At 65.6% G+C, this 21902-nt stretch carries 17 protein-coding genes and 1 pseudogene; 12 read left to right on the top strand and 6 right to left on the bottom strand.

All coding sequences use genetic code 11. The features are described 5' to 3' along the window. Positions 1-12: 12 nt before the first annotated feature. On the bottom strand, positions 13-948 hold the full coding sequence (locus HBE64_RS09290) for a TIGR01777 family oxidoreductase (RefSeq protein WP_167100705.1): 936 nt from the start codon (positions 946-948) through the stop codon (positions 13-15). 4 nt (positions 949-952) lie between these two features. Further along, positions 953-1990 (bottom strand): annotated as a pseudogene (sucB, locus tag HBE64_RS09295) (2-oxoglutarate dehydrogenase, E2 component, dihydrolipoamide succinyltransferase); the annotation flags it as partial. Between the two features lie 51 nt (positions 1991-2041). On the opposite strand from sucB, the gene HBE64_RS09300 reads away from it, so the two are divergent. The 9 genes from HBE64_RS09300 to HBE64_RS09340 are packed head-to-tail and all read left to right on the top strand — an operon-like array spanning position 2042 to position 11843. After that, positions 2042-2785, top strand: coding sequence for an MlaE family ABC transporter permease (locus HBE64_RS09300; protein WP_371744179.1), 744 nt, complete (start codon positions 2042-2044; stop codon positions 2783-2785). Between the two features lie 13 nt (positions 2786-2798). Continuing rightward, on the top strand, positions 2799-3644 hold the full coding sequence (locus HBE64_RS09305; protein WP_167100707.1) for an ABC transporter permease: 846 nt from the start codon (positions 2799-2801) through the stop codon (positions 3642-3644). A 12-nt stretch (positions 3645-3656) separates the two neighbouring features. Further along, on the top strand, positions 3657-4844 hold the full coding sequence (locus tag HBE64_RS09310) for an MCE family protein (protein ID WP_167100710.1): 1188 nt from the start codon (positions 3657-3659) through the stop codon (positions 4842-4844). Beyond that, positions 4841-5866: an MCE family protein gene (locus HBE64_RS09315; RefSeq protein ID WP_167100713.1), complete on the top strand. Its 1026-nt coding sequence runs from the start codon at positions 4841-4843 to the stop codon at positions 5864-5866. The genes HBE64_RS09310 and HBE64_RS09315 overlap by 4 nt, the downstream gene beginning before the upstream one ends. After that, positions 5866-6963: an MCE family protein gene (locus HBE64_RS09320; RefSeq protein ID WP_167100716.1), complete on the top strand. Its 1098-nt coding sequence runs from the start codon at positions 5866-5868 to the stop codon at positions 6961-6963. Before HBE64_RS09315 ends, HBE64_RS09320 begins: the two co-directional genes overlap by 1 nt. Beyond that, the gene (locus HBE64_RS09325) at positions 6960-8438 is read left to right on the top strand and encodes an MCE family protein (protein ID WP_243841554.1); all 1479 of its coding nucleotides are present in this window, start codon (positions 6960-6962) and stop codon (positions 8436-8438) included. The genes HBE64_RS09320 and HBE64_RS09325 overlap by 4 nt, the downstream gene beginning before the upstream one ends. Then, positions 8435-9703: an MCE family protein gene (locus tag HBE64_RS09330; protein ID WP_167100723.1), complete on the top strand. Its 1269-nt coding sequence runs from the start codon at positions 8435-8437 to the stop codon at positions 9701-9703. The genes HBE64_RS09325 and HBE64_RS09330 overlap by 4 nt, the downstream gene beginning before the upstream one ends. Before the next feature lie 2 nt (positions 9704-9705). Then, a complete protein-coding gene (locus HBE64_RS09335; protein WP_167100726.1) occupies positions 9706-11313 on the top strand; it encodes an MCE family protein in 1608 nt (535 codons plus the stop codon). Between the two features lie 14 nt (positions 11314-11327). Beyond that, positions 11328-11843 (top strand): hypothetical protein, encoded by a 516-nt coding sequence (locus HBE64_RS09340; RefSeq protein WP_167100729.1) that lies wholly within the window; start codon positions 11328-11330, stop codon positions 11841-11843. Here the strand turns inward: HBE64_RS09340 and HBE64_RS09345 are convergent. Genes HBE64_RS09345 through HBE64_RS09355 form a run of 3 tightly spaced genes read right to left on the bottom strand, consistent with a single transcriptional unit; the run spans position 11830 to position 15489 of the window. Next, complete coding sequence (locus tag HBE64_RS09345; RefSeq protein WP_167100732.1) at positions 11830-13380, bottom strand: FAD-binding protein; 1551 nt, start codon at positions 13378-13380, stop codon at positions 11830-11832. The genes HBE64_RS09340 and HBE64_RS09345 overlap by 14 nt on opposite strands. Positions 13381-13386: 6 nt before the next feature. Next, complete coding sequence (gene bphC / locus HBE64_RS09350; protein ID WP_167100735.1) at positions 13387-14295, bottom strand: biphenyl-2,3-diol 1,2-dioxygenase; 909 nt, start codon at positions 14293-14295, stop codon at positions 13387-13389. Positions 14296-14307: 12 nt separating this feature from the next. Beyond that, positions 14308-15489, bottom strand: coding sequence for an acyl-CoA dehydrogenase family protein (locus HBE64_RS09355; protein WP_167100738.1), 1182 nt, complete (start codon positions 15487-15489; stop codon positions 14308-14310). A 138-nt stretch (positions 15490-15627) separates the two neighbouring features. On the opposite strand from HBE64_RS09355, the gene HBE64_RS09360 reads away from it, so the two are divergent. Further along, the gene (locus HBE64_RS09360) at positions 15628-17244 is read left to right on the top strand and encodes an NAD(P)/FAD-dependent oxidoreductase (RefSeq protein ID WP_167100741.1); all 1617 of its coding nucleotides are present in this window, start codon (positions 15628-15630) and stop codon (positions 17242-17244) included. On the opposite strand, the gene HBE64_RS09365 is transcribed toward HBE64_RS09360, so the two are convergent. Then, positions 17241-18095, bottom strand: a complete 855-nt coding sequence (locus HBE64_RS09365) for an alpha/beta fold hydrolase (protein WP_371744128.1) — start codon at positions 18093-18095, stop codon at positions 17241-17243. The two genes, HBE64_RS09360 and HBE64_RS09365, sit on opposite strands and share 4 nt — an antisense overlap. A gap of 178 nt (positions 18096-18273) precedes the next feature. Here HBE64_RS09365 and HBE64_RS09370 point away from each other — a divergent pair, with 178 nt between their 5' ends. Together HBE64_RS09370 and HBE64_RS09375 are read left to right on the top strand one after the other, a co-directional pair. Beyond that, positions 18274-20490, top strand: coding sequence for an adenylate/guanylate cyclase domain-containing protein (locus HBE64_RS09370; protein ID WP_243841628.1), 2217 nt, complete (start codon positions 18274-18276; stop codon positions 20488-20490). Next, positions 20487-21902 carry a mechanosensitive ion channel domain-containing protein gene (locus tag HBE64_RS09375; RefSeq protein ID WP_167100744.1) on the top strand — a complete coding sequence of 472 codons (1416 nt, stop codon included), beginning with the start codon at positions 20487-20489 and terminating at the stop codon, positions 21900-21902. Before HBE64_RS09370 ends, HBE64_RS09375 begins: the two co-directional genes overlap by 4 nt.

A 21902-nucleotide genomic window follows, 5' to 3' on the forward strand; every position in this document is an offset into this window, starting at 1 on the left:
TTATCGACGCTACTAGCCCTGCGCCGAGGAGGTGGCGTAGGCCAGCGCCTCGCCGATGGTGTTGTGGTGGAACACGAAGCCGGCCCGTTCGAGCGCGGCCGGGATGGCGCGCTGGCCGCCGAGCAGACCTTCCTCGGCGAACTCGCCGAGAAGGGTGCGCAGCGCGATTCCGGGCACCAGCCACGGTGTCGGGCGGTTGAGTGCCCGACCCAGCGCAGCGGTGAACTCCGAATTGGTCACCGGCGCGGGCCCGGTGAAGTTCACCGGCCCGGACAGGTCCTCGGAGTTGATCGCGAACAACAGCGCGCGAACCTCGTCCTCCAGGCTGATCCACGGCATGTACTGCCGGCCGCCGCCGAGCCGCCCGCCCAATCCGAGCGCGAACAGTGGGCGCAGCCGCCCCAGCACCCCGCCGCCACCGGGCGACAGCACCAGACCGGTCCGGGCCAGCACCACCCGCACTCCGGCGTCCTCGGCGGGCAGCGTCGCCGCCTCCCAGTCAACGCAGAGCTGAGCCAGGAAACCCGCTCCGGCAGGGGCGGTTTCGTCGACAACCCGGCCGCGGGTGTCGCCGTAGAAACCCACGGCGCTGGCGTTGACGAGCACGGGCACTTCGGCGTCGACCACCGCGGCCGAGATCACATCGGTCGGGTCGATACGGCTGTCGCGCAGCGTCTGCTTGAACGAACCCGACCAGCGTTTGTCGCCGACGCCGACCCCGCACACGTTCACCACGGCGTCGACGCCCTCCAGCCCGGCCGGGTCGAACTCGCCGCTCTCGGGATTCCAGTGCAGTTCGTCACCGTTGGCCGGGGCGCGGCGCACGATGCGGATCACCCGGTTGTCTGCGGCGCGCAGCGCCGACACCAGTGCCGAGCCGATCAGCCCCGACGAGCCGGCGATGGCGAGGACCTTCCCGCCACCCCGCCCGAAGACCGAGTCGCCCATTGCCTCAGAGCCCCAAGTCGGCCTCGAACGCTCCTTCTTCGAGCCGCCGCTTCACCGTGGTGAGGAATCGGCCGGCGTCGGCGCCGTCGATGAGCCGGTGGTCGTAGGTCAGAGGCAGGTAGCAGATCGACCGCACGCCGATCGACTCGTTGCCGGATTCGTCGATGATGACCCGTGGACGCTTGACGATCGCGCCCGTCCCCAGCATCGCCGCCTGCGGCGGCACCAGGATCGGGGTGTCGAACAGCGCGCCCTGGCTGCCGATGTTGGTGATGGTGAACGTGCCGCCGGACAGTTCGTCCGGCTTGAGGTCGCCGGAGCGGGCCCGTGAAGCGATGTCGTTGATCGCCCGGGCCAGCCCGGCCAGCGACAGATCACCCGCGTTGTGGACCACCGGGGAGAGCAGGCCCTGATCGGTGTCGACGGCGAAGCCGAGGTTCTCGGCGTCGTAGTAGGTGATCTCCTTGGTGTCCTCGTTGTAGCTGGCGTTGATGTTCGGATGCGCCTTCAGGGCGTCGATCACCGCGCGTGCGATGAACGGCAGGTAGGTGAGGTTCACGCCTTCGCGCTCGGCGAACTTGTTCTTGGCCTTGGCCCGCAGCGCCACGATCTTGGTCATGTCGACCTCGTGGGTCTGGGTCAGCTGCGCGGTGGTCTGCAGCGACTCGCGGGTCTTCTTCGCGGTGAGCTGCCGGATGCGGTTGGCCTTCTGCGTCGTACCGCGCAGGTGGGCCAGCGGCGAGGCGGCCGCAGGGGCAGCCGCAGCCGCGGCCGCCGCCGGCGCGGCGGCCGGTGCAGCTGCGGGCGCGGGCGCCGGGGGAGCCTTCTTGGCCTCCGCGGCGGCCAGCACATCCTGCTTGCGGATGCGCCCGCCGACGCCGGTGCCCTTGACCGTCGCGAGATCGATCCCGTTCTCGGCGGCCAGCTTTCGCACCAGCGGTGTGACGTAGGGGCTGCCGTCGCCGGCGTCGCTTTCGGCGGCGGCAGGGGCTGGTGCGGCTGCGGGAGCGGGGGCTGCTGCCGGTGCGGGTTCGGGTTTCGGCCAGATCGGTGGTCTCCGGGGATCGCTATTCGTAGTGGTGTGTCGGGGCCGATGCAGGCTATTGGTGGGTTGTTTGCGATGTCGGCTGATGCGGTGCGGTTTATTTTCCGTAAGCCGTTTCAGTGGCGGGAGTTTTTGGAGCAGGCGTGGTTTGTGGCGCGGGTGTCGTTGGCGCCGACGTTGTTGGTGGCGATTCCGTTCACGGTGTTGGTGAGTTTCACGCTCAATATTTTGTTGCGGGAGTTGGGGGCGGCGGATCTGTCGGGGGCGGGTGCGGCCTTTGGTGCGGTGACGCAGGTGGGTCCGTTGGTGACGGTGTTGATCGTGGCCGGTGCGGGGGCGACGGCGATGTGTGCGGATCTGGGGTCGCGCACGATTCGTGAGGAGATCGACGCGATGGAGGTGCTGGGGATCAACCCGGTGCAGCGTCTGGTTACGCCGCGGATGTTGGCCTCGGGGTTGGTGGCGTTGTTGCTCAATTCGTTGGTGGTGATCATCGGGATCTTGGGTGGCTATGTGTTTTCGGTGTTCGTTCAGGATGTGAATCCGGGGGCGTTCGCGGCGGGGATCACGTTGTTGACCGGGGTGCCGGAGGTGATCATCTCGTGTGTCAAGGCGGCGTTGTTCGGGTTGATCGCGGGGTTGGTGGCTTGTTATCGGGGGTTGACGATCTCTGGTGGGGGTGCCAAGGCGGTGGGTAATGCGGTCAATGAGACGGTGGTGTACGCGTTCATGGCGTTGTTCGTGGTCAACGTGGTCGTCACGGCCATCGGTATCCGGATGACCAGCCGATGAAGCGGGTGCAGTGATGGCACTGCGGGGTGCGTATCCCAAACTGGCCAAGCAGATCGACAGGCCGGTCAACTTCTTCGCCCGCATCGGCGATCACACACTGTTCTACGCCCGTGCCATCGGCGGAACACCCCATGCGGCAATACATTTCCGTAAGGAGATCATTCGGTTGATCGCCGAGATCTCGATGGGTGCCGGGACGTTGGCGATGATCGGCGGCACCGTGGTGATCGTCGGGTTCTTGACGTTGGCCGCCGGTGGGACGCTGGCGGTGCAGGGGTATTCCTCGCTGGGCAATATCGGGATCGAGGCGCTGACAGGGTTTTTGGCGGCGTTCATCAATGTGCGGATCTCGGCGCCGGTGGTGGCCGGGATCGGGTTGGCGGCGACCTTCGGTGCCGGTGTGACCGCGCAGTTGGGTGCGATGCGGATCAACGAGGAGATCGACGCGCTGGAGTCGATGGGTATCCGGCCGGTGGAATATCTGGTCTCCACCCGCATCGTGGCCGGGATGATCGCGATCACCCCGCTGTACTCGATCGCGGTGATCCTGAGCTTTGTGGCTTCGCAGTTCACCACGGTGGTGTTGTTCGGTCAGTCCGGCGGGCTCTATGACCACTACTTCAATACGTTCCTCAATCCGATCGACTTGTTGTGGTCGTTTCTGCAGGCGGTGTTGATGGCGATCACGATCTTGTTGATCCACACCTATTTCGGCTACTTCGCCACCGGCGGACCCTCCGGGGTGGGCGTCGCCGTCGGTGACGCGGTGCGGACCTCACTGATCGTCGTCGTCTCGGTGACGCTGCTGGTCTCGCTGGCTATCTACGGCTCCAACGGCAACTTCAACCTGTCCGGATAGGCGAGGAACCCGATGAGATCAGGTATCACGCGCCCGCTGGCAGGCCTGGCGACGGTGATCGCACTCGCCGCGATCGTCGCTGTCGCTGTCGGGCTCTTTAACGACAGTTTCACCAAAACTGTTCCGGTGACTGTGATTTCGGACCGCGCCGGCCTGGTGATGAATCCCGAGGCCAAGGTCAAGATCAACGGCGCCCAGGTCGGCAAGGTCGCCTCCATCGATTCACTTCCCGACGGGCGGGCCGCACTGCACCTCGCGATCGACCCCAAAATGGTCGACGTCATCCCGGCCAATGTCGGCGCCGACATCACCTCCTCGACGGTGTTCGGCTCGAAGTTCGTCGAACTGGTCGCCCCGGCTGACCCCTCGGCGCAGACCCTTCGGTCCGACCAGGTGATCCAGGGCAACCACGTCACCGTCGAGGTCAACACAGTGTTCCAGCAACTGGTCTCGGTGCTCTCCGCGATCGAGCCGGCCAAGCTCAACCAGACCCTCGGCGCGCTCGCCAAGGGCTTCAACGGCCGCGGGCAGAAGTTCGGTCAGTCCCTGGTCGACCTCGACTCCGCGCTGGCCAAGCTGAACCCCAGCCTGGACACCCTGAACCACGAGATCGCAATCGCGCCACCGGTGTTCGACGCCTACGCCGCGGCATCCTCAGATCTCGTCTCGACGGTCGAGAACGCCAGCAAGATCAGCGACACCGTCGTCGACCAGAACGACAACCTCGACGCCCTGCTGGTCAGCGCCATCGGCCTGGCCGACGTCGGTACCGAGGTGCTGTCGACGAACCGCCAGCCGCTCACCAACGTGCTGCACCTGCTGGTCCCCACCACTGACCTGCTCAACCAGTACAACGCGGCACTCAACTGCGGAATCGCCGGTCTGGTCCCGCTGGCCACCGGCCCCGGCACGCCACTGCCCGGCGTGACCCTGCTGCAGTCGTTCTTCCTCGGCCGTGAGCGCTACCGCTATCCGCAGGACCTGCCGAAGGTCGCCGCCAAGGGCGGGCCTCAGTGCACGGACCTGCCCAAGGTTCCGTACGAGAAGAGTGCGCCGTTCGTGGTCGCCGACATCGGAACCAACCAGGCGCAGTACGGCAACCAGGGCATCCTGCTGAACTCCGACGGTCTCAAGCAAGCCCTGTTCGGACCGATCGACGGACCGCCCCGCAACACCGCACAGATTGGACAGCCCGGATGACCGCGCTGTGGAAGACCGTCGTCAAGGTCGGCATCTTCGGGGTGGTGATGCTGCTGCTGACCGGAGCTCTCTTCGCGATCTTCGGCCAGTACCGTTCGGGATCGGACAACAGCTACTCGGCGGAGTTCGCCGATGCGTCCAGCCTGAAATCCGGTGATTCGGTGCGCGTGGCAGGTGTGCGCGTCGGCACCGTCAAAGACGTTGCCCTGCAGCCGGACAACAAGGTCATCGTCGATTTCGACGCCGACCAGAAGATCGTCCTGACGGCAGGTACCAAGGCTGTGGTGCGGTACCTGAACCTGGTCGGTGACCGGTATCTGGAACTGGTCGACAGCCCCGGCTCGGGCAAGATCCAGCCCGCCGGCTCACGGATTCCGCTCGACCGCACCGAGCCCGCGCTGGATCTGGATCTGCTGCTCGGTGGGCTCAAACCCGTTGTCCGTGGCCTCAATCCGCAGGACGTCAACGCGTTGACGAACTCGCTGATCCAGGTCCTACAAGGCCAGGAAGGCAATATCGAGTCGCTGTTCTCCAAGACGTCGTCGTTCTCCACGGCACTGGCCGACAACGGTCAGACGGTGCAGCAGCTGATCGACAACCTCAACACGGTGATCACCACGATCTCCAAGGACGGCGACAAGTTCTCCGGTGCCGTCGACAAGCTCGAGAAGCTGGTTACAGGCCTTGCCGCCGACAAGGACCCGATCGGCGAGGCGGTCACCGCACTGGACAACGGCACCGCGTCGCTGACCGACCTGCTCGGGCAGTCGCGCGCACCGCTGGCCGGGACCATCGGCCAGCTCGGCCGGCTCGCGCCGCTGCTCGACCAGGACAAGGAGCTGCTGGACATCTCAATCCAGAAGGCGCCCAAGAACTACCGCAAACTGGTGCGGCTCGGCGCCTATGGCAGCTTCCTCAACCAGTACCTGTGCGGGCTGTCGTTCCGGGTCAGTGACCTGCAGGGCCGGACCGCGTACTTCCCCTGGATCATCCAACACAGTGGAAGGTGTGGGGAGCCCTGATGCTCAAATACCGCGGTTCCTCTCTCATCAGATCGGGTTTCATCGGCCTGATGCTGATCGTGCTCGTCATCACCGTCGGCCTGGCGCCCGAGCGCATCGTGACGTGGGCGACGTCGGTCAAACATCAAGCCCTGTTCACCGAGGCCGGCGGCCTGCAGTCCGGCAATGCCGTCAAGGTCTCCGGTGTCAAGGTGGGCACCGTCTCCGACGTGTCACTCGACCACGGCAAGGCGCTGGTGACCTTCGTGGTCAAGGGCAGCGTCCGGCTGGGTGCGGACACCACCGCCCACATCCGCACCGGCACTCTGCTCGGCCAGCGGATCCTGACGCTGGAGTCCGACGGCAAGGGGGTCCTGAAGTCCTCTGAGGTGATCCCGGTATCGCGTACCGGGGCGCCGTACTCGCTGTCCGACTCGCTGTCGGAGTTCACCGCGAACACCGCCGACACCGACACCGCGGCGCTCAACCAGTCGCTGAACACGCTTTCGGACACCCTCGACCGGGTGTCGCCCCAGATCGGGCCGACGTTCGACGGGTTGAGCAGGTTGTCGCGAATGATCAACGAGCGTGACGATTCCCTGGCCAACCTGCTCAAGAGTGCGGCCAACGTCACCGGCATACTCGGGCAGCGCAGCCAACAGGTGAACACGCTGTTGCTCAACGCCAACGACCTCGTCGGCGTCCTGCAGGAACGTCGCTACGCGATCGTGAACCTGCTGGCCAACACCTCGGCCCTGTCGAAGCAACTCACCGGCATCGTCGCCGACAACGAGAAGGCGTTGGCGCCCGCCTTGGAGAAGTTGAACTCGGTGACCGCGATGTTGGAGAAGAACAACGACAACATCACCGCCGCCATGAAGGGTTTGGCCAAGTACCAGATCACCCAGGCCGAGGCGGTCAACAGTGGGTTCCTCTACAACGCGTTCGTGGCCAACCTGATACCGGCGCAGACATTGCAGCCGTTCTTCGACTACGCGCTCGGGTTCCGCCGCGGTATCGACGCCGGCCAGCCGCCGGACAACGCCGGGCCGCGCGCCGAGATTCCGTTCCCGTACAACGGCATACCGCAGCCCAATGAGCGATGGGGGCAGCCATGACCCGCAAGCGGCTCACCGCCGTCGCCGCCGTGATCCTCGCCCTGCTGGTGGCCGGCGGCGTCGGCCTGCTGGTTCGGCAGGCGTTCTTCAAGCCGACCACCATCACGGCGTACTTCACCAGTGCCACTGCGATCTACCCCGGTGACGAGGTTCGGGTGGCCGGTGTGAAGGTCGGCAACATCAAGTCGATCGAAGCTCAGGGCACCAAGGCCAAGATGACGCTGGTCGTCGACCGCGACGTGCCGATCCCGGCCAACGCCGAGGCCGTCATCGTCTCGCAAAACCTGGTCGGCGCTCGCTACGTCCAGCTCACACCGCCCTACACCGATAGCGGCCCGAAGTTGGCCGACGGCGCGGTGATCGGCCTCGACCGCACCGCCGTGCCTGTCGAGTGGGACGAGGTCAAGACTCAATTGACCCGCCTGGCAGCCGATTTGGGCCCGAAGGACGCCCAGTCGACCACGGCGGTCAGCCGCTTCATCGACAGTGCGGCCAACGCGCTGGATGGCAACGGCCAGAAGCTGCACGACACCATCGCCGAGTTGTCCGGTGTGAGCCGGGTGCTCGCCGACGGCAGCGGCAACATCGTCGACACCATCAAGAACCTGCAGACGTTCGTGACCGCATTGCGGGACAGCAATGTCCAGATCGTCGCGTTCCAGGACCGGTTGGCCAGTCTCACCAGCGTCGTCGACGGAAGCAGGTCTGATCTCGACGCGGCGCTGACCAACCTGTCCAGCGCCGTGGTGGACGTCCAACGCTTCATCGCAGGCAGCCGCAACCAGACCGCCGAGCAGATCCAGCGGTTGTCCAGCGTGACGCAGAACCTCTCCGACAACCAGATCGTGCTGAAGAACCTGCTGCACGTGGCGCCGAACGCCATCGGCAATGCCTACAACATCTACGACCCCGATACCCAGAGCGCGCTGGGCGGTTTCGCGTTGGCGAACTTCTCCAACCCGGTCAGTGTGGTCTGCACGGCGATCGCGGCGGTGAAGAACGCGACGGCGGCCGAGACCTCGAAGCTGTGCGCTCAGTACCTGGGCCCGGCGCTCCGGCTGCTGAACTTCAACTACCTGCCGATCCCGTTCAACAGCTACCTGGGCAAGTCGCCGAGCCCGGAGAACCTGATCTACACGGATCCAGCGATCGCGCCGGGCGGTTCGCGCTATGCCCCGCCTGCGGAGATTCCGCCGACGGTGTCGGCCTACACCGGCTACAACGGTGACGTGCCCGGCCCGGCCGGCTGGGGCGTTCCCCCCGCGGACCCCAACTTCCACGGGGCCTATGCCCCCAATGGGCTGCCCGCCGACCCGTCGCCTGCGCTGTTCCCGGGTGCTCCGATTCCGCCGGGGGTTCCGGCCGCGGCCACCGGACCTGCCGCGCCGCCGCCGTCGAGTGTGGAGGGCATGCTGCTTCCGGCCGAATCAGCGCCCCCGGCAGCGCAACCCGTCGAAGGGACACCGCCATCATGACCCGTCGTGACTCGGTGCGCCGGGTGGCTGTGATCGCGTCGTGTATCGCTGTCAGCACCAGCGGCTGTGCGTTCGGCGGTCTCAATTCACTGCCGCTGCCCGGAACGGTCGGCCACGGTGAAGGCTCGAAGACATATCACGTTGAGATCGCCAATGTCGGTCAGCTCGAGTCGAATTCGCCCGTCCTGGTCGGCGATGTGGTGGTGGGCAGCGTCGGGAAGATGACGGTGTCCGACTGGCACGCCGATGTCGAGGTATCGGTCAAGCCGGGCATCGTGATCCCGGCGAACGCGGTGGCGACGGTGGGGCAGACCAGCCTGCTCGGCTCGATGCACCTTGCCCTCAATCCGCCGCTGGGCGAGGCACCGAGTGGGGTACTGCAGCCCGGTGCCACCCTCGGTCTGAACCAGTCCTCGACATACCCGTCGACCGAGCAGACGTTGTCGGCGCTGTCAGTCGTTGTCAACGGCGGCGGCTTGGGCCAGATCGGGGACATCGTCCGGGAATTCAGCGCCGCACTGGGCGGCCGCGAGGACAAGATCCGGGATCTGCTGACCCAGCTCAACGACTTCGTCGGACTGCTCTCCGAACAGCGAGACAGCATCAATGCCGCGGTGACGTCGCTGAACAAACTGGCCGGTACGTTCGCGGGTCAGCGTGAGGTTCTCACCAGCGCGCTGAACCGGATTCCGCCCGCCCTGGACGTGCTGATCAACGAGCGGCCCCGGATCACCACCGCGCTGGAGAAGTTCCGCGACTTCTCGAACCTGGCTACGGGTTTGGTCAACGACGCCGGCGCAGATCTGGTCCGCAACCTGCAGAACCTGGAGCCGACGTTGAAGGCTCTCGCGGATGTGGGACCCAAGCTCGACACCGCGCTGGCCTATTTCCCCACGTTCCCCTACACCCAGAGTTTCGTCGACCGGGCCATCCGCGGCGACTACATGAACCAGTTCATCATCTTCGACTTCACGGTGCCCCGGCTCAAGCGCGGCCTGTTCCTGGGGACGAGCTGGGGCGACGAGAACGCCAAACTGGTTCCCGCCCCCGGTGACCCGTGGTACGCGACCTACACCTACGACCCCCTGCAGGCGCCGCTGACGCCGACACCTGCTCAGGTCGCCGACATCCCGCCATTGGTCAACCCGGCACCGGTGTCGCAGTCGGCGCTGAACGTCGACACGCCTGCGGCACACGGCACGGGAACCGGCCCGCTGCCCGGACCGGCACCGGATGCGGCGCCGCAGGACGGAGGGGGCAACTAACCATGCTGACGCGCTTCGTTCGCAACCAGCTGATCATTTTCACGATCGCCTCGATCGTGGGGATCGCGGTCATGGTGATGACCTATATGCAGGCCCCGACACTGCTGGGCATCGGCCGGATGACGGTCAAGCTCGAACTGCCCACGACCGGTGGGCTCTATCAGTTCTCGAATGTCACCTACCGCGGTGTTCAGCTCGGCAAGGTCACCGAAGTGCGGCCTACCAAGACCGGCGCCGAGGCCACCCTGTCGCTGGACACCTCCCCGAAGGTGCCCGCCGATCTGCAGGCCAGAGTGCTCAGCGTGTCGGCAGTCGGTGAGCAGTATGTCGACCTGGTGCCGCGCACCGACTCCGGGCCATACCTGGAGAACGGCGCGGTGATCCCGGCCAAGAACACCACCGTCCCGCAGGCGGTCGGGCCGATGCTCGATCAGGTCAGTGCCTTGCTCAAGAGCATTCCCAAGGACCGGATTCCGGATCTTCTGCAGGAGTCGTTCAAAGCTCTCAACGGCACCGCGGACAATCTGAGCACGCTGGCCGACTCGGCCTCCCGGCTGGCCGCTGACTTCAACGGTTCCGGGGACCAGGCCCGCACTCTGATCGAGGACAGCCGCCCGCTGCTCGACGGCCAGCTGGCGTCCACGGATTCGATTCGGACCTGGGCACGCAGCCTGGCCGGGATCAGCGGACAGTTGGTGACCGATGATCCGCAGTGGCGTGCCATCCTGCAGAACGGCCCGGGTGCAGCCAATGAGGCCTCAGCGCTGCTGAATCAGGTCAAGCCCACCCTGCCGGTGTTGCTGGCCAACCTCACCACGGTGGGGCAGGTCGCGGTGACCTACCACGCCTCCCTCGAGCAGCTGCTGGTGCTGCTGCCGCCCTACATCGCGTCGCTGCAGTCCATCGGGCCGTTGAACAACCCGACCGGAATGGCCAAGGGCGACTTCACCGTCGGCATCAGCGACCCGCCGGCGTGCACCGTCGGCTTCCTGCCGCCGTCGTCGTGGCGTTCCCCCGCGGACCTGTCCGATATCGACACACCGGACGGGCTGTATTGCAAGCTGCCGCAGGACTCGCCAATTGCCGTCCGCGGCGCGCGTAACTATCCGTGCCAGGCTGAGCCGGGTAAGCGGGCACCGACTGCCGAACTGTGTGACAGCGACAAACCATTCGAGCCGCTGGCGATGCGTCAGCACGCGACCGGGCCCTACCCGTTCGACCCGAACCTGGTGTCACAAGGCATTCCGCCGGATGACCGGACGACGTTGAACGACAACATCTACGGTCCGCTGCAGGGCACCCCGCGTCCGCCAGGGCCCGATCCGGCGGCACCACCGCCGCCCGCGCAGGCGCCGGTGGCCCCCGCCGCGGCACAGGCTCCGGCACCCGGGGCGCCGCCCGCGATTCCCAATCCCGCGCCGATCGACACCGGCGGTGCCGTGGCGCCGAGTGCGTACACCGGCGGCGCATCCGGTCCGTCGGTCGCCATTGCGACCTACGATCCGGCCACCGGCCAGTACGCCACCCCGGACGGCAGCGTCTTCCGGCAGTCGGACCTGGTCAAGCCGGGCGCTGATCGGTCGTGGAAAGACCTGTTGCCCACTACATGAGAGGAGACGGGTGCATGCGTACGTCACCGACGCTGGTCGCCGCAGCGGTGCTTACCGCAGCGGCGGTGGGCAGTGTGCTGAACCCGGCGACGGCCGATGCCTCCGACCGGTGGGCGCTCAACGGGACGTTCGTCGCGACGTCCAACGGTGAGTGGGCGACGAACAACGACGTGTTCCACGACGAGAAGAGCGTCCGCAGTATCTGGACCATCTCATCGCAGTGCAGCTATCCCACCGAGTGCACCGGAACGGTCACCAGCGACTGGGGCTGGACGGCGCCGATCTATCAGACCGGCGGCGAGTGGTACGTCAAGCGGATCATCCCGGACTGGATGCCCTGCTACGACGGCTCCACCGCGCCCGGACAGCAGGTCTACCGGTTCCACGGGATCTCGGCGGACGGTACGACCTCCGATGCCAGCTCGGGGATCTGGGCGGGGGAGGACGGCACGACCGGTGCCCCCGGTGCCTGCGGGCGCGGGGGCGTCCTCTACATCAGCATGCCGTTCAAGCTGGTCAAGCAGAGCTGACCGCCACGCCGGCCATGTCCAGCGCGGCCAGGTGGCTGAACAACATCGACGCTCCGATCGGGTTGCCGCCGCCGGGATAGGTGGTGCCGCTGACCGCGGCCATCGTGTTGCCCGCGGCATACAGCCCGGCGATCGGCACGCCATCGTGGTCGAGCACCCGCGCGTGGGCATCGGTCCGCACACCACCCTTGGTGCCAAGGTCGGACAGCCCGAAGGCCGCTGCGTGGAACGGTGGCTCGACGATAGGCACCAGTGGTGAGCGTCCTTCCGAGAACGCCCGGTCGTAGGCCTCGTCACCGCGTCCGAAGTCGGTGTCGGCGCCGCGGGCGACCATCTCGTTGAAGCGTGCGACGGTCTGCTCGAGCGCCTCGGCCGGCACTCCGATCAGCTCTGCCAGCTCAGCCAGAGTCGCTGCGGTGCGCCACAATCCGGCGTCCTTGTAGCGTTCCGTCTCGACCATCGAGACGTTGGTGGCCTTGACCGGGGGAACCTCACCCTCGCGGTCGTCGTAGATCATCCACAGCGGCATGCTGAGCCTGCCGGCGTGCATTTCGCCGATGATCGCGCGGCCGATCCGGTCATAGGCGGCCGATTCGTTGACGAAGCGTTGCCCGGCGTCGTTGACGAAGATCCCGCCGGTGAACCACAGCGCGAACGCCGACCGGCCGTCGGGATGAGTCAGACCGGGTGACCACCACGCCTGGTCCATCAGATCGAGGCTCGCGCCGGCGCGAATCGCCGCCTGCAGGGCCGCGCCCGTGTTACCCGGGCAGCCCATCGAGTCCATCGGGTCACCGGGCACCCCGTAGGTCTGGCGCAGCTCGGGGTTGTGCTCGAACCCGCCTGCGGCGAGCAGCACGCCGCGGCGCGCGCCGATCCGGACCTGCCCGCCATCGCGGCGCACCACTGCGCCGACCACCCGGCCGTCGTCGGTGATCAGGTCCACCAGTTCGGCGTTGCGGTGCAGCGCGGCATTCTGGAAACCGCTGAGGGCGGCCAGGAATCGGCCGATGAGGGCGCGGCCGCCGAACAGCTTGCCCGGCGCCGGGACCCCGAGCCGTTCGGTATCCAACGGGCCGCCGACCGAACCCGCGTACGGTCCGAGCTTGTCGTCGCGTATCGGCACGGCGACGATGTGGCGCAGCCCGTCGGTGCGCGCGTCGGGGGCCTTGCCGAAGTAGTCCGGCCAGGGCAGCACGGTGAAGACGAAGTTCTCGTCGGCTTCCAGGTATTCGATGAGTGCGCCACCGCCACGCACGTAGGCGTCCTGCAGGTCGCGTGGAGTGCGGTCGCCTACAACGGAATGGAAGTAGTTCAGCGCCCGCTCGATCGTGTCGTCGCTTCCCGCGCGTCGGAGCACCGGGTTACACGGGAACCACATCCCACCGCCGCCCGAGTAGGCCGTCGTACCGCCGAACTTGTCGGTCGCCTCCACGAGAACGACCGAAAGTCCTTCTCTGGCAGCGGTATAGGCACCGGTGATGCCGCCACCGGATCCGGCGACGATGACGTCGACTATTTCATCGAAATCGGACATGTCAGTTCAGGGCCGCATGGCAGCGGGCAGGTCGCTCACCCACTGGTGGCCCCAGTAGCTGTCAGCGGTGATCTCCTCTGCGGTGTAACGACTTTCGTCGATACGCAGCCCGCCGGTGCCGAACTCGATGTCCCAGTCGCCGGGAGCGCGGACGTAGAACGACACCATCTTGTCGTTGGTGTGTCTGCCCAGTGTTGAGGACAGCTGGAAGCCCTCCTTGTTGACCCTGTCGAGCGCCGCACCGACCGCGTCGAGGGTGTCCACCTCCACCATCATGTGGATCAGGCCGGGGTCACGCAACGTCGTTGCCGGGGCGATCGCCAGGCTGTGATGACGCTCGTTGACTCCCAGGAAGCGGATCCGGATCGGCCCGAACTCCTTGGGTAGCGGCACCCGGAATGCGCCGCGGGACAGGAAACCCAATGTCTCGGTGTAGAACTCGAACAGGGCGGGGGCATCCACCGCGGGCAGGACGACATGGCCGAGACCCTGGTCACCGGTGACGAACCGGGCGCCGAAGGGTGTCACGACCGGGCTGTGGTCAAGCACCGCGCCGTGGAACACCTCCAGGGTGTTGCCTGCCGGGTCGTCGAAGGTGATGACCTCCTCCACCCGGCGGTCGTCGGCCTCGGACTGCGAGAGTTGTTTGTAGGGCACACCCGCCGCGTCAAGGGTCTGCCTGACCTGCTCGAGCCCGATCCGGTCGCGAACTTCCCAGCCCGCGGCCACAATTCGGTCGCTGTCGCCGGGTGTGACGATGATCCGGGCGGCCCGCTCGTCCATCCGCAGGTACAGCGATTCCGGATCGGGTCCCTTACCTTCGGCGAAACCGAGCAACCTGAAGGCGAACTGGCGCCACCGCTCGATGTCGGCGGTCTGGATCGTGACGTAGCCGAGGCTGGAGAACAAACTCATCTGCGGCGCCCGTCAGATCATCGCCCGCAGCGGACCCTCGGGTTCGACGCCGAAGGAGCTGAGAGCTGACGCATGGAAGACGGTGCCCGGCACGTGGATGGCGTGTGCCATACCGGTATGGGCGTCACGCCAGTACCGCTGCAGGGGCTTGTCCATGCGCATGCCGTTGCCGCCGGAGCGGGAGAAGATCTGGTCGACGGCCATCACCGCGCGCCACACCGCACGAACCTGGGTTCGACGGCCGGCGGCCCGGTCGGCGAACGAGACCTCCTTGCCGGAGTCGACCATGTCGTAGATGCGGTCGACGTTGGCCAGGATCTCCTGGCGGGCGGCGTTGATGTCGGCGGCGGCCTCACCGATCGCGTACATCACGTACGGGTCGTCCTTGATGGCCGTCCCGGCGGCGCTGACCCGCTCACGCTGGTAGTCGAGGTGGGCGGCCAGTGCGCCCTCGCAGATCCCGATGGTGGCCGAGGAGATGCCGAGGGGGAACATCGTCGACCAGGGCATCAGGTACAGGGTGTCGGTCATGCCGGCTTCCCGCTGGGCGGTGCCGTCCATCACCTTGAACGCGTCCATGGTCCGGTATTCGGGGACGAAGGCATTGCGCACGATCACGTCCTTGGACCCGGTGCCGCGCAACCCGACGACATCCCACGAGTCCTCGACGATCTCGTAGTCCTTGCGGGGCAGGATCATGTGCAGCATCTGCGGTGGCATGACGGGTCTGCCCTCGGCATTGCCCAGCAGAGCACCGAGGAAGATCCAGTCGCAGTGGTCGGTGCCGGAGCTGAACTGCCAGCGGCCGTTGAAGATGTAGCCGCCGTCGACGGGCACCGCCACACCCTGCGGTGCGTAGGGGGATGCCACCCAGGTGTCGACATCGTCGGCCCAGATCTCGGCGGCCACCCGCGGATCGGCATAGGCCAACTGGTACGGGTGCACGCCCACGACACCGTTGATCCAGCCGGCAGCCGGGTCCAGTGCCGCGGTCGCCATCACCGTTTCGGCGAACTCGCGCGGGTGCACCTCGAGCCCGCCGTGCTCCTTGGGCTGCAGCAGGCGGATGTTGCCCGCCGACTTCATGATCTTCACTGTCTGCTCGGTCAGTTTGCCGATCTTCTCGGCCTCGACCGCGTGATCGCGCAACTGATCCGCGGCGTCCATGACTTTGTCGATAACCCGGGTTGTCATGCGTTTTCCCTCATTTGTCGGGCCTGGTTAGGCCAATACTGAACCAGCGTGCCTGGCGGCGCGAGGAGTTGTCCCAATGAGCGGACCAGGCCCTTTTGGCCCTTTACAAGTCTGGTCTGATTTGTCAATGTGACCAGCATGCAGAGAACCGGGCTGGCCGACCTCGACGCCGTCGTCGTCGGGGCCGGATTCGCGGGTTTGTACGCCCTGCACCGGCTGCGCTCGCAGGGTCTGGCCGTGCGGGTGTTCGAGGCGGCCCCCGGAGTGGGCGGCACCTGGTATTACAACCGCTACCCGGGCGCGCGCTGCGATGTTGAGAGCGTCGACTACAGCTACTCGTTCTCCGAGGAACTGCAGCAGCAGTGGAACTGGACCGAGCGCTACGCCACGCAGCCCGAGATCCTCGAGTACCTCAACTGGGTCACCGACACACTCGACCTGCGCCGCGACATCACCTTCGGCACGCGAGTGACGTCGGCGGTCCTCGACGAGGACACCCTGCGGTGGACGGTGAGCACCGACTCCGGTGAGGTGGTCAGCGCGCGGTTCGCCATCATGGCCACCGGCGCGCTGTCGGCGGCGATCACACCGGACTTCGCGGGGCTGGACAGCTTCTCCGGTGATGTGTTCCACACCGCGCACTGGCCGCACCAGGGCGTCGACTTAACCGGCAGGCGGGTCGCGGTCATCGGCACGGGATCCTCGGGCATCCAGTCGATTCCGCTGATCGCCGAACAGGCCGCCCAGCTGTACGTCTTCCAGCGCACGCCCAACTACAGCGTCCCGGCCGGCAACCGGCCGCTGACCGCCGACGAGCTGGCCGAGGTCAAGGCGAACTACGCCGAACGGCGGCGGATCTCGTTCCGCAGCGGCGGCGGCTCGCCCTATGTCGGCACCACGACGCCGACCCTGCAGGTGCCGCCGCAGGAGCGCCGGATGGCCTTCGAAAGGCGTTGGCAGCTCGGCGGCGTGCTGTTCTCCAAGACGTTCCCCGACCAGATGACCGACCTCGCCGCCAACGACGAGGCCAGGAAGTTCTGGGAGGACAAGATCCGCGCGGTCATCGACGACCCCGCCGTCGCCGAACTGCTGATCCCCGACGACCATCCGATCGGGGCGAAGCGTATCTGCACCGACTCGCAGTATTTCCAGACGTTCAACCGGCCCAACGTCGAGTTGGTCAGCGTGCGCCGGACCCCGATCGAGTCGATCGATGCCACCGGGATCTCCACCACCGCAGCCCATTACGACGTCGACGCGATCGTGTTCGCCACCGGCTTCGACGCACTGACCGGGTCACTGGGCAAGATCAGCATTATCGGCCGCGGGGGACGGGCGCTGTCCGAGGACTGGGCCCACGGCCCGCGGACCTATCTGGGGCTGGGCTGCGACGGGTTCCCGAACCTGTTCATGATCACCGGCCCGGGCAGCCCGGCAGTCCTGGCCAACATGGTGCTCGGAGCCGAGGCGCACGTCGACTGGATCGCCGAGGCAATCGGCTACCTCGACGAAAACGGCTACGCCGCATTAGAAGCCACGCCCGACGCTGTGGAGCGCTGGTTGGCCGAGCTGTCGCAGCGCGTGGAGACCACGCTGTTCACCAAGGCCAACTCGTGGTACCTGGGCGCCAACGTGCCGGGCAAGCCGCGGGTGTTCATGCTGTTTTGCGGCGGGTTCGGCGTCTACAACGACATCTGCGCCGACGTGGCGGCAAGCGGCTACAAGGGGTTCGAACTCCTTGCGCCGCAAGGTTAGCCGCGCTGAAGGAAGCTCAGTGCGGTCGCTTCGAAGGCCTGCTTCTGCTCGATCATCACCCAGTGCCCGCAGTTCGGGAAGACATGCAGTTCGGCGTCGGGGATGGTGCGCATCGGGACCAGTGACATATCCAGCGGGCTGACCCGGTCATCACGCCCCCAGGTCAGCAGGGTGGGTGCCTTGACCTTATGCATGATCGCCCAGGGCAGCGGAAAATCAGCGTTTCGCATCATCTTCGTCATCGCCGCGAAGGCGGCCTTGCCGTACATCCGGCGCGCGCTGGCCAGCGTCTCGGGATCGGTGGCCAGCTCCCAGCGTTCGTTGATCAGCGTCTCGGTGACCAGGTCCTGGTTGTAGACCATCGAGTTGAGCCAGTCGACGAGGCGCTGGCGGGTGGGATCCTCGGTGAACTCCTGCAGCAGCCGGATTCCCTCACTGGGGCCTGGGCTGTAGATGTTGGTGCCGATCCCGCCGATGGTGATGAGCTTGCCGATGCGGTCGGGGTGATTGATCGCGAAGTTGATACCGACGCCGCCGCCCATCGAGTTGCCGATCACGTCGACCCGGTCGAGTCCCAGCGCGTCGACGAACACCGGCACGGCGGCCTGGGCGTCGAGCATCGGGTGACCGCCGAAGTCGTCACTGACGCCGAAGCCCGGGAACTCCAGCACCAGGCACCGGAAGTGTTCGGCGAAGAACGCCAGGTTGCCGCGGTAGTTGCGCCAGCCGGTCACGCCGGGGCCCGATCCGTGCAGCAGAAGCAGCGTGGGGCCCTCGCCGGCCTCGTGATAGCGCAGAACGCCCTTGTCGGTGCTGATTTCCCGCAGCGTGCCTTCGTAACTGGTGTCCACGTCTGCTATCCGATCATTTGCGGTCGTGTTGCTCAACGGCGGGTTCCGGTCAGTGAGCGGGCGACAGAGTCGTCGTATCAGTCATCACATCAGCAACACTGGTCACATCGTGCGGTATCCTGCTCGAGGAAGCGTGTCTGTGCGCGCCGTGCCGGGCGAAGGGATGCCTATGACGCAAGTGTCTGATTCAGACGCTGCGGAGGCCGTCACCGAACCTACGGGGGAAGCCAAACCGGCAATGACCAGGCTGGACCGGATCCGGCGCCGCCGCCCGCTCAGCCACGTAAGTATCCAGTCGAAACTCATCCTGATGATGGTGCTGTGCACCATACTGGCGGCGACGGTCGTCGGCGGCATCGCGTTCCAAGCCGGCCGCACCTCGCTCCGCAATGCGGTGTTCGACCGGCTGACCGAATTACGCGAGTCCCAAACCCGGTCGCTGCAGGAGCAGATCTCCGACCTGAAGAATTCCCTCATCATCTACACCCACGGTGTGGTCGCGCGCGACGCACTGGAGGCGTTCACCGCCGGGTTCAACCAATTGGCTAACGCCCAGATCAGCCCGGCGCAGTGGCAGAACATCGGTGACTACTACAACAACTCGTTCATCAAAGAGACCGAGAAGTACAGCGGCACGAAACTGGACGCCGCCGCGCTCCTACCCGCTTCCAATGCCCAGCGTTACTTGCAGGCCAACTACACGGCCACGCGTCCGCACAACCTTGACGACGGCGACGATTACGCGATTGCCCTTGACGACGCCCACGACGGCAGCGCGTGGTCGGCGGCGAACGCTCATTTCCAGGACTTCTTCCGGCAGATCACGACAAGGTATGAATTTCAGGATGCCTTGCTGATCGATGCCAGCGGCAACGTCGTTTACACCGCCTACAAGGACGTCGACCTCGGCACCAACATCGTGGCCGGCCCCTTTGCCGGATCCAAACTCCAGGAGGCCTATCTCAAGGCGATGTCGTCCAACGCCGTCGACTATGTCGGATTCACTGACTTCGAGTTCTATCAACCGGCCGAAAACTCGCCGACCGCGTGGATGGTGGCACCGTTGCGCCGGGACGGCCGCGCGGAAGGTGTTCTCGCGCTGCAGTTCCCCATCACGAAGATCAACCGCCTGATGACCTTCGATAAGAAGTGGCAGGATGTTGGCCTCGGCCAGACGGGGGAGACGATCCTGGCGGGGCCAGACGAGCTCATGAGGTCGGACTCTCGGGTCTTCCTGGAGGACCCGCAGCGCTACAAACGTGATGTCGTCCAAGCAGGCACTCCGCCCGACGTCGCCGACATGGCCATCCGTCAGGGTGGGACGACGTTGGTGCAGCCGCTGTCCTCGCCCGCCACCAGGAACGCCCAGAGGGGAGAGTCTGGCACCCTGGTCGCCGCCGATTACCTCGGCCAGGACACTCTGCAGGCCTATGCGCCGCTCGTGGTCAAGGACTCCGAGCTGCACTGGTCGATCGTCGCTAAGGTCGATACCGCCGAAGCCTTTGCCAAGGAAGCCACGTTTACCAAGACCATGGTGGTGGTGACCGCGGGCATGATCTTCCTGGTCTGTCTGCTGGCGATCATGCTGGCCCAGATCTTCGTTCGCCCCATCAGGCGCCTCGAGGCCGGTGCGCTGCGAATCGGCTCGGGTGACTACGAAGTTGCAATCCCCGTCACCACGCGGGACGAAATTGGCGACCTCACAACAGCTTTCAATGAGATGGGTCGCAGTCTCACTGTCAAGGAAGATCTCATCAACCAACAGCGGCGCGAGGCCGACGCTCTGCTGAAGTCACTGATGCCAGAGACCATCGCCGAACGGTTCAAGCAGGGTGAAGAGAGTATCTCCGTTGAGCACAAGAACGTGACGGTGATCTTCGCTGACATCATCGGGCTGGATCGGCTTCAGGTCGAGCTGTCATCGCGGGAATCGCTGACAAAGGTCAACGAGCTCATCCGGCAGATGGACGCTGCCGCCGACAGTTTGGGTATGGAGCGGGTGCACACCGTTCGCAACGGCTACCTCGCCAGCTGTGGTCTGACGGTGCCCCGGCTCGACAACGTCCGCAGGACCGTCGACTTCGCCCTGGAGTGTCAGCGAATCGTCGAGCGATTCAACGCAGAGACCGACAACAACCTCAGCCTGCGGGCCGGCATCGACACCGGGTCGGTCAGCAGCGGTCTGTTCGGCCAGCCGTCGGTGGTCTACGACATGTGGGGCGCGGCGGTGAATCTCGCCCACCAGATCAAGAACGGCTCGCCGCAGCCGGGGATCTACGTCACCTCGCGGGTATACGACAACCTGCAGGAAACCATGCAGTTCACGTCCGCTGGAACGGTGACAGTCGACGGCGCGTCCGAACCCGTGTGGCAGTTGTCGGAGCGTGAGCGATGACGGACATCTTCAGGTCGACATGGTTCTACTGGGCGGTCGGGATCGCCTTCGGTCTCCCCCTGGGACTGGTGATTCTCACCGAGTGGCAGCATATCCTGCAGCGTAAGCAGAGCTTCCTTGTTCGCCCTGTGACCATACTGCGGAATTATCTGTTGCCGCTGACCGCACTCTTGTTGCTGATGTTGGAAGCCAATCAGATTCCACCACAAGAAACTTCGGTGCGGGTGGTGGGCACCCTGGTCGCGTTCGTGGTGCTCGTGCTCATGCTGTCGGGTATCAAGGCGGCGCTGTTCCAAAGCGCTCCTGACGGATCGTGGCGCAAGAGGATCCCGTCAATTTTCCTCGATGTGCTGCGCTTCGTGCTGATCGCGGTGGGGTTGGCGATGATTTTCGCCTACATCTGGGGCGCAAACGTCAAGGGCTTGTTCACCGCACTCGGCGTCACGTCGATCGTGGTCGGTCTGACTCTGCAGAACTCGGTAGGCCAGATCATCTCCGGCCTGCTGATGCTGTTCGAGCAGCCTTTTCGGCTGGGGGACTGGATCGAGACCGCACAGGCAAAAGGCAAAGTCATCGAGGTCAACTGGCGGGCAACTCATCTCGAGACGGGCACCGGACTTCAGATCACACCGAACTCGATGCTGGCCGCAGCCTCATTCACCAACCTGAGCCGGCCGGCTGGCAAGCATTCGTTGGCTGTCACCACTGTGTTCGCGGTAGACGATCCCCCAGAGAAGGTGTGTGCCCTGCTCGCCCGGTTGGCCGCTGCACTACCGCAGTGCGACCCGGACCGCTCGCCGTCGGCGGTGCCCTCGGGTGCTATGGAGTATCGCACCAAGATTCCGCTGAATTCGCCGGCAGAGGACGGTAGGGCCAAAGCCACCTTTCTGCGGTGGTTGTGGTACGCCTCGAGGCGTGAGGGATTGCATCTGGATGAGGCACAGGATGAGTTCTCGACGGAGGACAGGATCACCGAGGCCATCTCCAGGGTGGTCGGGCCCACGTTCCGGCTAAGCGGCGACGAGCAGCGGGCTTTGATCGCGCACGCCAAGCTCGAACGCTACGCGGACGGCGAGCGGATCCAGCGGATCGGAGAGGTCCCCGACGGACTGACCTTCATCCTGTCGGGGGAAGTGCAGATGACCGCGCCTCTCGAGGATGGTTCTGAGACGGTTCTGTGGTCGCAGGGGGAGGGCTCCTTCCTTGGCCAGTCCGCGTTGACACGACAGGCGGTGCTCGGATCGGCTTATGCCGACGGCGAAGTCACCACAGTGCACGTTGGCCGTGACAAGATGGCCGACCTTGTGCACCAGAACCCCCAACTCCTGCAGGAGCTGGGGCAGACCATCGAGGAGCGCCGTGCCCACGTCCGGCGGGCGATGGAACAGACCGCCGACGCCGATATCGATTGA

It is taken from the genome of Mycobacterium sp. DL592 (assembly GCF_011694515.1).
In the GTDB taxonomy this organism is placed as follows: domain Bacteria; phylum Actinomycetota; class Actinomycetes; order Mycobacteriales; family Mycobacteriaceae; genus Mycobacterium.